We start from the raw sequence: 11,705 nt of genomic DNA, 5'->3' as shown, positions 1-11,705 counted from the left end.
AGTCGCCGCGGCGACGCCGTGGTATGGCCGGAGAGTTCGTGGTGGCGTTCCTCGTCGGGCTCGTGCAGGGTGTCTTCGAGTGGCTACCGATATCGAGCGAGGGGAACGTCGCGATCGCGCTCCGGGCGCTCGGCCGGTCGCCGGAGGACGCGGTCGGGTACGCGCTGTTCTTGCACGTGCCGACGGCGATAGCGGCGACGGCGTACTACCACGAGGAGTTCCGCGATGTGCTCGGGAACGCGCTCGAGTGGCGGCCGGCGTCCGCGTTCGACGAGCACGCCGTCCTCACGTACCTCGTCGGTGCGATGGCGGTATCGGGCGTGGTCGGTATCGCGGCGTACGCGACCCTGGAGGCGGTCGTGAGCGAGCTCGCGGGCGGGGCGTTCGTCGCGCTCGTCGGCGTCCTCCTCGTCCTCACGGGCGTCCTCCAGCGGTACGCGAGCCCCGAGTTGGACGCCGGGGAGCGCGACCCGGACGCGGTCGACGCGGTGTTCGTCGGCGCGATGCAGGGCCTGGCGATCCTCCCGGGCGTGTCGCGGTCGGGGACGACCGCGAGCGCGCTCCTGTTCCGCGGGCACGACGGCGAGAACGCGTTCCGGCTCTCGTTCCTCCTCTCGGTGCCCGCGGGCCTCTCCGCTGGGGCGCTGGAGGTCGTCCAGCAGGGCGGGCTGCCGGGCGTCGCGCTCGCGCCGACGCTGCTCGCGCTCGTCGTCGCGGGCGTCGTCGGGTACCTCACCATCGACGCCCTCATGCGCGTCGTCGAACGCGTCTCGTTCTGGCTCGTCTGCGTCGCGCTCGGCTCGCTCGCCATCGTCGGCGGCGGCGTGCTCTACGTCGCGTTCCCCGCCTGAGACGGCACGGAGCGCGTCGCGGTCGTCAGGAGAGTGCGCTCTTCAGGGTCTTCGCGTACAGTCCGAACATGCGTTTCCGGGAGCCCGAGAGGGCGTCCTGGAGGGCGCGCGTCGCACCGCTCGTGATGCCGGCGCCGTGCGCGCAGTAGAGTTCGCCAGGGGAGAGGTCACCGAGCTTCTTCCGGGGTGGGACCGCTCGCAGCATCGGGTGGACGCCGAGTTCCTCGTCGCCGGTCGTGTAGTAGTCGACGGTACCGACGGCTTCGCTCACCCAGAGCTCGCCGGATTCGTCGTCCCAGAGCGCGATCTCGTTCCAGAACGGCCAGTTCACGACCGGGATGACGTCGAACCGGTCGAGGACGCCCCGGAGCGGTTTCGTCTCCGCGTCCAGACTCGTCTTCCCGAAGAACTCGGGGACGTACACGGGGACGTCGTGGCGGCGCGCGACCGCCGCACAGTCGCGTTCGTGGCGGTCGAGCGTGAGGACGACGCCGGCGACGTCGCCGAGCGCCGCGAGGTGGTCGTCGAGGTCGTCGATGTCGACCGGGTCGATGACGTACACGCCGTCGGCCGTCCGGAACGCGTGACTCGCTCGCTGCATCTCCTCCCCGGGGTACGCGATCCAGCCGAACCCGTCGTCGTCCTCGCGAACGACCTCGTAGGCGTCGGCTGGCCCCGACTGTTTCATAGGCATACCCGCCCATAGGGTGGCGACCTGCATAAACCGCCGCCTCGCGGCACCGGGAACGCCCCTGAACGCGCCGAGCGTTCACGCGCTCGCGGTCGCGGCCGGTCGCTGGACCGCCGGCGACGCCGGCGGTATCGCGGTCACTTCACGCGGAACGGGTTCTCGTCGTCGCCGTCGTCGTCGCCGTCGCCGTGGTCGCCGAACGGTTTGCGTGCGGTGAGCGTGACCGTCGCCTCCGGGGCGTCACCGTCCTCCCACGGCGACTCGTACACGGACACCTCCGCTTCCGTGACGTCCCACCCGCGGTCTTCGAGGAGTGCCACCAGTTCTCGCTGCTCGTCGAGCACGTCGTCGCGCATACCCCACTCCAGGGCTGGCGGGGACTTGGGTTCGTCGGGTGACGCGCTGGGCGTCGGTGGGTCCCGTCCCGGGCATCGTTGGCGGCAGTGCCGGGAGTCGTCCGGGCGTCGTCACGGCGGATTCTTCAGTGGCGCGCTCCGAGAGGCAGGTATGGATTCGCTTTCGGACCCGGGGCGCCTCTTGAACGACGACGCGGTCGACTGGCGCGACCGGAGTCACGCGGTCGACGCGGAGCGCTTCGACGGGATTCGCGACCAGGTGAACAGTCACGCCGTCGTCGGGGTCACTGACGGCGACGGGCGCGTGTGCTGTCACGACGACGGCGTGCACGGGTGGACGCTCCCGGCGACGACGGTCCCGTCCGGCGGGGACTGGGCGGCGACCGCGCGCCGCGACCTCGGGGACCTGCTCGGCGTGCCGCTCGCGCTCGGCCATCCGGCACGCATCCGGCACGTCGGGTTCACGGTCGACGACCCCGAGGACGCCCGTCGCGTGGACACGTTCGACGTCGTCTTCCCGGCGCGCGTCGACGCCGAGGACGCGTCGCCGACCGCGGCCATCGACGTGGACGGCGACGCCACGCTCAGGTGGGTCGACGCCGTCCCACCGGACCAGGACGGCGAGCTCGCGGACGACGTCCGACTGTTCCTCGAGTAGGTGTGCTGGCCGGACGTCGGAGACGCCGACCGTTCAGGGCGAGAAGTCGAACCGCGGCCGGTCGATGTCGGGCGTCCGGTGGTCGACCTCGGTCCCGTCGGCGTACTTCACGTAGTTGAGGTAGAACGTCCGCCCGCAGCCGTCCTCGTCGGGGCGCGGGTCGTTCGCGCCGCCCTCGCCCGAGGGCGTCGCGCCCGCTGCCGGCGTGGCGTCCTCCGCGTCCCGGTCGCGGGCGCCGTCGCCGAGGCAGACGAACCGGATGCCGTCGGCGGCCTCGACGTCGTCCGTCGCGTCCGCGTACGTCCAGCCGTCGAGCGGTTCGCGCGTCACGCACTTGTCGTTCATGTACGCGTCGCGCTCGACGCCCGTGACGGCCCCGCAGTACGGACAGCGATAGGTGACCCAGACCATCTCGACTCGACGTAGGCGCCGAACGGATTTATGCACCGCCATGGTCGCGTCCCGGTCGCGGCGGTCCTGGCAGGGACTGGAGACCGACAACCTCGTAGGACGGCGGCGCGTACGCACGCTCGTGACCGAAACGGCCGCCGGCGCGGAATCCGAGGGCGTCCAGAGCGCTCGCGGCGCTCGCGGCACGCGCCTGGACCGCGTCCGACTCGGGCTCGTGGTGTGGGGCGTCCTCGTCTCGCAAGTGTTCCTCTACCCGGGCCTGGAGGAGACCGTCGCCGCGGTCGGTGGCGGCGACGGCATCCTCGCACCGACGTGGTTCCTCGTCGCCGAGTTCGCGGCGTTCGTCGCGTTCGCGGTCGCATGGGGCGTCCTCAGCGACTCGCTCGGACGTCGCGTGCCGTTCGTCGTCGTCGGCGCCGTCGGTGGTGCCGCGAGCTACGTCGCGGTCGCGCTCGCACCGTCGCTCGGCCTCGGGTTCGGGGTGGTGCTCGCGCTCCGCGTCGTCGGCGGCGCGTTCACCATCGGCGCGTTCTCGCTCGCCATCACGATGCTCATGGACCTCTCCGGGGGGAACGGCCGGAACATGGGTGCCGCCGGGACCGCCATCGGGCTCGGCGCGGCGCTCGGCGCGATCGTCGGCGGCCAGCTCGCCGCCCGCGACCCACTCCTTCCGCTCTACGGCGGCGCGGCCGTCCTCGTCGCCGCGGGCGCGCTCGCGGCGACCGTCCCCGACCGCGGCGGCGGTGGCGGCCTCCCCGTCGGCACCGTTCTCACCCGCGTCCGCTCGCGGCCAGCGCTCCTCGTGCCGTACGCGTTCGGGTACGTCGACCGCCTCACTGCGGGGTTCTTCGCCCTCGCGGGGGTCGCGTACGTCCGCGAGGCGTTCGACGTCGACGCCGCCACCGCCGGCCTCACGCTCGCGCTGTTCTTCCTGCCGTTCGCCGCACTCCAGTACCCCGTCGGCTCGCTCTCGGACCGCATCGGCCGCTACGTCCCCGTCGTCGGTGGGTCCATCCTGTACGGCGTCGCCATCGTCGCCGTCGGCCTCGCACCGACGTACGCGCTCGCCGCCGCGCTCCTCGTCGCCGTCGGCGTCTGCGGCGCGTTCGTCGCCCCGGCGACGATGGCGCTCGTCACCGACGTCGTCCCCGCCAGCGAAAACGCGTCCGCGATGGGCGGCTTCAACGTCTTCGGGAGCCTCGGGATGCTCAGCGGGTTCCTCGTCGGCGGCCTCGTCACCGCCGAGTACGGGTTCCTCGCCGCGTTCCTCGTCGCCGGCGGCCTCGAGATAACGATCGCCGTCGTCGCGAGCACCGCCATCGCGCGCATCGCGAAGCCCTCGACGCGTTCGGGCGCAAGCCCCGACGGCGGGTGAATCGACCCCCCGATGGATTCGGGTGAATCGACGCCCGCGCCGGTACCGGCGAAACTCGGGCACGTGTCGACGAGGTGGAAAGGCCTATGCCGTCGGTGGGCGACGGTGCTGGCATGATAGACGAGACCGTCGAAGAGATCGCGGAGATGCAGACGCACTCGTCGTCGGTCGTCGCGGTGAAGGCCGCGCGAGCGCTCGCGGACCTCACGGGCAGGGAGTTCGCGACGGTCGAGGAGTACGAGCGGTCGCTCCAGCGGAACGCGCAGGCGTTGCGGCGCGCGAACCCGAGTCACGCGAGCCTCCACAACGCGATGGCGGACGTCGTCGCCGGCGTCGAGGACGCCGAGCCCGGTGACGTCGCGGCGGCGAAGGCGGCGACGGCCGACGCCATCGACCGCGTCGTCGACACCATCGAGGCCGGGAAGCACGCGGCCGCGGAGAACGCCGCCGCGTACCTCGAGGACGGCCAGACGATACTCACGCACGACTACTCGTCGACGGTGCTGGAGGCGGTCGAGAGCGCGACGCGGGACGGCAAGTACCTGGAGGCGTACGTCACCGAAGCGCGACCGCGGTACCTCGGCCGGAAGTCCGCGCGCCAGCTCGCCGCGTACGACCGCATCGACACCCACCTCGTCACGGACGCGGCGGCCGGGTACTACCTGGAGGAGTGCGACCTCGTCGTCGTCGGGATGGACTGCATCGTCGGGGACACGCTCTACAATCGCGTCGGGACGTTCCCCATCGCTGCGACCGCCGCGCGCCTGGACGTCCCGGTGGTCGTCGTCGGCTCGGACGCGAAGATCATCGAGGACGGGTTCGTGTTCGAGAACGAGTTCCGGTCGCCGAGCGAGGTGATGCGCGAACCCGCGGAGGGGTTCAGCGTCGAGAATCCCGCGTACGACGCCACGCCCGTCGACCTCGTCGACGCCGTCGTCACCGACGAGGGCGTCGAATCGCTGTAACGTCCGGGGACCGCAGCCGACCGCTCCCAGACCGTGGGAATTTGTGTCACGGTTCTTCCGTCGGCCGGGCGACGGTTCGCGTATGTCGTCCGACCTGCTCAGCGACGCGACCGAGACCGAGCTCGTCCGAACCACCAGGGCCGTCGTCGGCGACGGCGTCCGCAGCGTCACGTACTTCACGCCCGACGACGTCGACCAGCTCTACCTCCGCGACGACCTGGAACCCGACGCCGACGTCGCCGGGTTCGCCGACACCGAACGCCTCGGCTTCCGCTCGCAGACCGACTACGACGACAGCGAACTCGGCGACTACACGTTCACCATCCGCGTCTTCGACCACGGGTACCTCACGCGCGTCATCCACGACGACCACGGCGTCTTCGTCACCACCGACCCGCTGACCCGGGACCGCTTCGAGGAACTCGCCGCCGCGCTCCACGAGGAACTCCGCGCGCTCGACGACTGACCGGGTGCGCCGGAACGGTTCGCTCGTCGTCCCCGTCGTCCGTCCGCGCCCCGTCGTCCGTCCGCGAGCACCAACCCATCTGTCCCCAACTATCAACTATCCGTCCCGAGAAACGCAGCGTGCATGCTCGACGCCGAACCACTCGTCTGCACGGACTGCGGGAACCTCCACATGGAAGGCGGACAGGGGCCTGAAGACATCGACGAATGCGTCGTCTGCGACGGCCGCGTCGAGGACGTCGAACTCGACGACGTCATCGGCCTCTAGGCGCCGTCGCGCCCCTTCTCTCGGTTCGACTCGACGACTCGAACAGTGCCGACAGCGCCGAGTCGGGAGCGGGTGCTGGCGGTCAGTCGGCGGTGACGCGGACGGTGTCGAGGTCGAGGAACGCGGTCTCGTAGCCCTCGTGGCGCGCGACCTGCGGTGGCGTGAGCGTCTCGATGCGGACCGCAGTCGCGGCCGCGAGGCCGTCGACGCTCGCGCCGTAGTGGTAGCCGAGTGCGGGGTCGAGCGTCCGGTCGAGGATGCGTTCGGTCGTCGACCCGTCCTCGCGTTCGACGGTGGCGCGCAGCCCCATCCCGGGGAGGACGAGGTCGTTGTACGGCGTGTGCGCGAGCACCGCGAGGTAGGCAGCGTCCGCGGGTGCGTCCGCGTCCGGGTCGACGCGCTCGCTCGCCGACCGGCCGGTGAGCGCGCGGACGTCGAACGTGACGTCGGCGGTCCGTGCTCGCCCGAGCCGGCTCCCGGGCGGATCCTCCGGGATGGCTGCGGCGGGCATCGACGCGGGTGGGTTCGTCGGAAGCGCGCCGCGCGTCCCGGGGTCGTCGGCGCGAACGACGTCGAGCGCGTCCCGGTCGGTGCGCGCGTACTCGAACGCGAACGTGTGACTCGCCGGGTCGCCGAAGCGGTCGGCGAACGCCCGGGTGCGTCGCCCCTGGAGGCCGCCGACGGCGACCGTCGCCGCGTACTCGCCGTCGCCGTCGAGCGCGAAGTTGTCGCCGTAGTGGAACCCCATCCCCTGCGACACCATCGCGTACACGGCTTCCTGTGCGACGAGGTCGCCGTCCCGGGTCACCTCGACCGTCAGTCCGACCTCCGGGAGGACGACGCCCGTCTCGGGGTCCCACGCGAGCGCGACCAGGTGCACGTCGTCGTCGGGTTCGGCCGCGCGACGGTACGTCTGCTCGCCGACGACCTCCCAGAACCGAACGGGCGGCCCGTACGCGAGCGCGAGCCGGAACGCGCCCGCGTCCGCGACGCCGACCGTCCGCAGCCGCGGTGCCGCGACCGGTCGATACACGCCCCGCGGTGGGTTCTCGACGCGCGCTGGCGGCTCGTAGCCGTCGCTCCCCGTGCCGAGACAGCCCGCGGTGGCGGCCGTCCCGGTCGCAGCGGCCGCGACGCCAGCCGTGCGGGCGAAGTTGGCGAGCAGCGAACGACGACGCACAAGGGTTACTACGCGGCCCTCGTACAAAACCGAACGTGCAATCCTCCGACTCGACGAGCGACGGGGTAGCAGGGGACGACGAGCGAACGAACCGATGCGGGCGACGGGCGCTGCTGGCAGCGACCGCCGGGACCGCCGCCGCGGCGCTCGCCGGCTGCCTGAGCGGCGGCGGTGGGGACGGCGGCGATGGCGAGCTCGACGACTGGCTCGGCGACCTCGACGAGTACGACGGGCCGGTCGACCGCACCGGCGAGAGCGAGGTCGCGGTGGCGGTCGGTGCGGGCAGCGACGGCCTGGCGTTCGACCCACTCGCGGTCGAGGTCGACGTCGGGACGACCGTCGTCTGGGAGTGGACTGGCCGGGGCGGCCGGCACAACGTCGTCGACCGCGACGGCGCGTTCGCGAGCGAGTACCACGACGACGAGGGCGCGACGTTCTCGCACACGTTCGAGGAGACGGGAACGTACGCGTACTACTGCGAGCCCCATCAGGCGCTCGGGATGAAGGGCGGCGTTCGCGTTCGCTGACCGCGCGCTCGGCACGAACGGCGGCGTCAGCGTCCGTCCACGCGGCGTCTCCGTCGATTCCACCGGCTAGATTTAGGTCCGACCGCGTCGAATCACGTGACATGTCCCCATCCAGCACGGAGTGGTCGGCGTGACGCGACGACGCGACGTCCTCCGCGCGGTCGGCGGCGCGGGCGCGCTCGGCGCGGCCGCAGTCGCCGCCGACGCGGTCGTCGGGAGCGCCCTCGCCGGCAGCACCACCCGCGACGGCCACGACGACGACCTCCCCGCCGCCCAACCCGAGCGCGGCGAGCCACGCGCCTACGAGGAGTACACCGTCCATCGCGTCCCCGACGACTACGACACCATCCAGGCCGCCGTGAACGCCGCCGACCCCGAGGACCTCGTCCTCGTCGGCCCCGGCACGTACCACGAGGCCGTCGAGGTCACCGACACCCCGCGGCTCACGATACGCGGCACCGACCGGAACGAGGTCGTGCTCGACGGCGAGTTCAAACGCGAGGACGGCGTGCTCGCGACCGTCGACGACGTCGTCGTCGAGAACGTGACCGCGCGGAACTACGTCCGGAACGGGTTCTTCTGGTCGGGCGTCTCCGGCTGGCGCGGGTCGTACCTCACCGCGTACAACAACCAGGTCTATGGGATATACAACATCGCGAGCGAGCACGGCCGCTACGAGCACTCCTACGCCTCCGGGCACACCGACTCGGGGTTCTACATCGGCCAGTGTAAGCCCTGTCACGCCATCATCGCGAACGTCCGGAGCGAGTACAACGCCATCGGGTACTCTGGGACGAACGCCGGCGGCTACCTCACCGTCAAGGACTCAGTCTTCCGGCGGAACATGGGCGGCATCGTCCCGAACTCGCTGGACAGCGAAGCCGACCCACCGCAGGACAGCGCGCGCATCGAGAACAACCTCGTCGAAGCGAACGACAACGCCGACGCGCCCGACGAGTCGTTCGGGTACGCCGCGTTCGGCACCGGCATCAACGTCGCCGGCGGCACGAATAACGAGGTCGTCGGGAACACGGTCCGCGACCACGCGAACTTCGGTATCGTCGCGGTGCCGATGGTCGACGAGAACGTCTACCCGCCGACGGGGAACGTCTTCCGCGACAACGACGTCTCGAACTCGGGGCGCGCGGACCTCGCCGTCGGGGCACCCGAGGACGGCGGGAACGTCTTCGAGGACAACGTCGCTCGGACGACCCGGCCGGCGGGCCTCCAGGACGGCTCGAACGTCCTCGGCGGCGACCCGTGGGTGACGATGGTGCTCCTCGAGCAGTTCACGCAACTCGACCGCGGCGAGGCGCCGCGCGGCGACTGGCGGAGTGGTCCCGAACCGCCGTTCGACGAGCTCGAATCGATGCCCGACGCCGAGACCGCCCCGCCGCGCGAAGCGGTCCGGCGACCCCGCGAGGACGCTGCCGGCGTCGACGCGGACAGGAGGGCCGCCTGATGGCGACCGAACCCGCACTCCGCGACCGCCTCGCGAACGCCGTCGGCGACGGCCACGACGCCGCCACGACCGCGTTCGTCCTCCTCGCCGCGGTCGCTCTCGGCACCGTGCTCGCGTGGCTGAGCGCCGACCTCGTCGGCCGCCTCCCCGCGTTCGCCGTCGGCGCCATCGCCACCGCCGGCATCCTCTACACCCGCCCCACCCGCCGCGACGTCGCCGCCACCGCGTGCTACGCGCTCGCCGCACTCCTCGCACTCGCCCCCGTCGCATACGAACTCCCCCTCCTCCTCGGCACCGCCACCCCGCTCGCGCACGTCCTCACCACCACCGACCTCCTCCTCTTCCTCGCCTTCCTCACGCTCGCCGCCATCCCCACACTCCTCGGCTACCGCATCGCCACCGGTCCATTCCTCCCACGCCTCCGCGCGCGGCTCACGACCGACTAAGGACCACACGAAGACACCATCGCAGCGAACCGACCGCCAGCCCACATCGAAGAACCGGCCACCTGTCAACATCGTAGAAACGCCGTCCTGGCGGACGGCGTACGCTCCCAGAGTCAGTCACCCCAGAACCGGCCACCTGTCAACATCGTAGAAACGCCGTCCTGGCGGACGGCGTACGCTCCCAGAGTCAGTCACCGCAGAACCGACCACCTGTCAACATCGTAGAAACGCCGTCCTGGCGGACGGCGTACGCTCCCAGAGTCAGTCACCCCAGAAACGCCGTCCTGGCGGACGGCGTACGCTCCCAGAGTCAGTCAGTCCAGATTCTTCGGCGGGCTGTCGCGACCGATGCGGATCTCGTGCGCTTCCACGTCCTCGAACGCGGCGACCTGCCCGCCGACGGTCACCGTCTCGTCCCTCTCCTCGTCGGTGAGCGTGAGCGTCGCGACCTCCTCGGTCGTCTCGAACGCCACGTCGGAGACCTTCCCGCTGACGACGCGCGGCGTCCCGTTCTCGACGTCGCGGCCGTCGATGGTCGCGTAGAACTCGCCGCCCTCCGCGACGATGTCCTTCACGCACCGGCGGATACTCGCGTATCGACGCGGGTACGGGCGGTCCTCGCCGTCCGCGTACAGCTCCTCGGCGGTCGTCCAGAGGACGGTGCCGAAGAACCCGGAGACGAGGAACCCGAGCGCGGACCGGTTGAAGATGACGCCGTAGCGGTCCTGGTCGTCCCGGAGCGCGTCCTGAGTGGCGTAGATCGAGTACTCGCCGTCGGCGACAGCGATGACGGGCGTCGTGATGCCGCGGCGCGCGCGGACGTTCGTCGCGACCTCCGCGTAGTCGAACTCGTCCGACTCGGGCGCGCCGGCGGCGGGCGTGACGAGGAGTTCGATGCTGACGCCCTCGTGATTGCGCTGTTTGAGGAGGTCCGAGAACCGGTCGAGCAGGTCCGGGGTGAGCGAGAGCGCGAGCTCGTAGTCCGCGGCGTCGATGACCTCCTCCAGATACCGGAGGATGGTCGAGCGGGACTTCACGAGCGAGACGGCCTCGGTGTCGCGAGCAGGTGCAGTGTACCGAGCTTCGAGCTCGTCTATCATCTCGTCGAGCGACGACGTGACGTCCGCGAACGCGTCGTCTGGGTCGACCGCGATGATCTTCATCGGGCGGGACTCGCGGAGTTCGACGAGCCCGCGGTCCGAGAGCGACCGCACGGTGTCGTAGACGCGCGGTTGCGGTATCTCCGTTCGGTCGGCGATCTCGCTCGCGGTGAGCTGGCCGTGCTCGAGGACGGTGAGGTACGCGTCGATCTCGTACTCACCGAGGTTGAACCGGTCCCCCACGCGCTCGATGGTGTTCCGGAGGTCGTCGCTTGGCATATCACGGAAGACGGCCTCCTGCATTAAACCATTTACTGAAATCCGAGTAGCACTCCATTTCGGAAGCCGGTACGATTCGACGCCGCGACGGGCCGGCGCGGACGGGCGAGTGCAGTCGACAACCGAAAGCCGTCGCGACGCGACAGGACAGGAGAAGACAGGACAAGACATTTAGGCGAACCGTCACGTCTGTCGCGCATGGAGAACGACGAGGCGCCGGAGACGTGTGGCATCGGCATCCGCGGCGTTGCGATGGCCATCGACTCCGTGGTCTGGTTCGTGCTACTGTTCGCCGCCATCTACCCCATCGCCGCGGTCACCGGCGACATCACCACCGTCGGCGGACAGACCGACGCGAGCCTCGAGGGGACGCCGGCACTCGTCGCGTTCGGCCTCTGGCTCGGACTGTCGCTGAGCTACCACGCCCTCCTCGAATGGCAGTACGGGCAGACGATAGGGAAGTACCTCGTGAAGATTCGCGCGGCCGACGCCGACGGCTCGACGCTCTCGCTCCGGACGGCCGTGGTGCGGAACGTCCTCCGACTCGTGGACTTCCTGCCCGCGTTCTACGCGCTCGGCATCGCCACCGTCGCCCTCTCGGACCGACGGCGTCGACTCGGCGACCGCGTCGCGGACACCGTCGTCGTCCGCGACTGACCGACAGCAGTAAC

At 70.8% G+C, this 11,705-nt stretch carries 15 protein-coding genes; 10 read left to right on the top strand and 5 right to left on the bottom strand.

The features are described 5' to 3' along the window. The first annotated feature begins 23 nt into the window (after window positions 1-23). A complete protein-coding gene (locus VYJ16_RS08705; protein WP_336349921.1) occupies window positions 24-851 on the top strand; it encodes an undecaprenyl-diphosphate phosphatase in 828 nt (275 codons plus the stop codon). A gap of 25 nt (window positions 852-876) precedes the next feature. On the opposite strand, the gene VYJ16_RS08700 is transcribed toward VYJ16_RS08705, so the two are convergent. After that, on the bottom strand, window positions 877-1,545 hold the full coding sequence (locus VYJ16_RS08700) for a hypothetical protein (RefSeq protein WP_336349920.1): 669 nt from the start codon (window positions 1,543-1,545) through the stop codon (window positions 877-879). Between the two features lie 134 nt (window positions 1,546-1,679). Then, on the bottom strand, window positions 1,680-1,898 hold the full coding sequence (locus tag VYJ16_RS08695) for a hypothetical protein (RefSeq protein WP_336349919.1): 219 nt from the start codon (window positions 1,896-1,898) through the stop codon (window positions 1,680-1,682). Window positions 1,899-2,049: 151 nt separating this feature from the next. Here VYJ16_RS08695 and VYJ16_RS08690 point away from each other — a divergent pair, with 151 nt between their 5' ends. Then, the gene (locus tag VYJ16_RS08690; protein WP_336349918.1) at window positions 2,050-2,556 is read left to right on the top strand and encodes a hypothetical protein; all 507 of its coding nucleotides are present in this window, start codon (window positions 2,050-2,052) and stop codon (window positions 2,554-2,556) included. A 33-nt stretch (window positions 2,557-2,589) separates the two neighbouring features. On the opposite strand, the gene VYJ16_RS08685 is transcribed toward VYJ16_RS08690, so the two are convergent. Beyond that, window positions 2,590-2,967: a DUF7969 family protein gene (locus VYJ16_RS08685; RefSeq protein WP_336349917.1), complete on the bottom strand. Its 378-nt coding sequence runs from the start codon at window positions 2,965-2,967 to the stop codon at window positions 2,590-2,592. A 40-nt stretch (window positions 2,968-3,007) separates the two neighbouring features. On the opposite strand from VYJ16_RS08685, the gene VYJ16_RS08680 reads away from it, so the two are divergent. The 4 genes from VYJ16_RS08680 to VYJ16_RS08665 all read left to right on the top strand — a co-directional run bounded on the left by VYJ16_RS08680 (window position 3,008) and on the right by VYJ16_RS08665 (window position 6,040). Then, a complete protein-coding gene (locus VYJ16_RS08680; protein ID WP_336349916.1) occupies window positions 3,008-4,342 on the top strand; it encodes an MFS transporter in 1,335 nt (444 codons plus the stop codon). 113 nt (window positions 4,343-4,455) lie between these two features. Continuing rightward, window positions 4,456-5,307 (top strand): eIF2B alpha/beta/delta subunit family protein, encoded by an 852-nt coding sequence (locus VYJ16_RS08675; RefSeq protein WP_336349915.1) that lies wholly within the window; start codon window positions 4,456-4,458, stop codon window positions 5,305-5,307. 82 nt (window positions 5,308-5,389) lie between these two features. Then, window positions 5,390-5,773 (top strand): DUF7522 family protein, encoded by a 384-nt coding sequence (locus VYJ16_RS08670; RefSeq protein WP_336349914.1) that lies wholly within the window; start codon window positions 5,390-5,392, stop codon window positions 5,771-5,773. Between the two features lie 123 nt (window positions 5,774-5,896). Next, window positions 5,897-6,040 (top strand): hypothetical protein, encoded by a 144-nt coding sequence (locus VYJ16_RS08665; RefSeq protein ID WP_336349913.1) that lies wholly within the window; start codon window positions 5,897-5,899, stop codon window positions 6,038-6,040. 82 nt (window positions 6,041-6,122) lie between these two features. Here the strand turns inward: VYJ16_RS08665 and VYJ16_RS08660 are convergent, their stop codons facing one another. Further along, entirely contained in the window at window positions 6,123-7,220 is a 1,098-nt protein-coding gene (locus VYJ16_RS08660; RefSeq protein ID WP_336349912.1) for a DUF7350 domain-containing protein, read from the bottom strand. Window positions 7,221-7,255: 35 nt separating this feature from the next. On the opposite strand from VYJ16_RS08660, the gene VYJ16_RS08655 reads away from it, so the two are divergent. The 3 genes from VYJ16_RS08655 (at window position 7,256) to VYJ16_RS08645 (ending at window position 9,655) form a co-directional block, all read left to right on the top strand. Beyond that, window positions 7,256-7,747, top strand: a complete 492-nt coding sequence (locus tag VYJ16_RS08655; protein WP_336349911.1) for a halocyanin domain-containing protein — start codon at window positions 7,256-7,258, stop codon at window positions 7,745-7,747. A 130-nt stretch (window positions 7,748-7,877) separates the two neighbouring features. Then, window positions 7,878-9,209 carry a right-handed parallel beta-helix repeat-containing protein gene (locus VYJ16_RS08650; protein ID WP_336349910.1) on the top strand — a complete coding sequence of 444 codons (1,332 nt, stop codon included), beginning with the start codon at window positions 7,878-7,880 and terminating at the stop codon, window positions 9,207-9,209. After that, window positions 9,209-9,655, top strand: a complete 447-nt coding sequence (locus tag VYJ16_RS08645; protein WP_336349909.1) for a hypothetical protein — start codon at window positions 9,209-9,211, stop codon at window positions 9,653-9,655. Before VYJ16_RS08650 ends, VYJ16_RS08645 begins: the two co-directional genes overlap by 1 nt. 314 nt (window positions 9,656-9,969) lie before the next feature. Here the strand turns inward: VYJ16_RS08645 and trmB are convergent, their stop codons facing one another. Further along, complete coding sequence (gene trmB, locus VYJ16_RS08640) at window positions 9,970-11,034, bottom strand: HTH-type sugar sensing transcriptional regulator TrmB (protein WP_336349908.1); 1,065 nt, start codon at window positions 11,032-11,034, stop codon at window positions 9,970-9,972. 198 nt (window positions 11,035-11,232) lie between these two features. Here trmB and VYJ16_RS08635 point away from each other — a divergent pair, with 198 nt between their 5' ends. Continuing rightward, complete coding sequence (locus VYJ16_RS08635) at window positions 11,233-11,691, top strand: RDD family protein (RefSeq protein WP_336349907.1); 459 nt, start codon at window positions 11,233-11,235, stop codon at window positions 11,689-11,691. Window positions 11,692-11,705 lie beyond the last annotated feature (14 nt).

The sequence above is a fragment of the Halorubellus litoreus genome, from assembly GCF_037081675.1.
In the GTDB taxonomy this organism is placed as follows: Archaea; Halobacteriota; Halobacteria; order Halobacteriales; family Natrialbaceae; genus Halorubellus; species Halorubellus litoreus.
The sequence above is the reverse complement of the archived record's forward strand: the minus strand, read 5'-3'. Positions and strand labels throughout refer to the sequence as shown.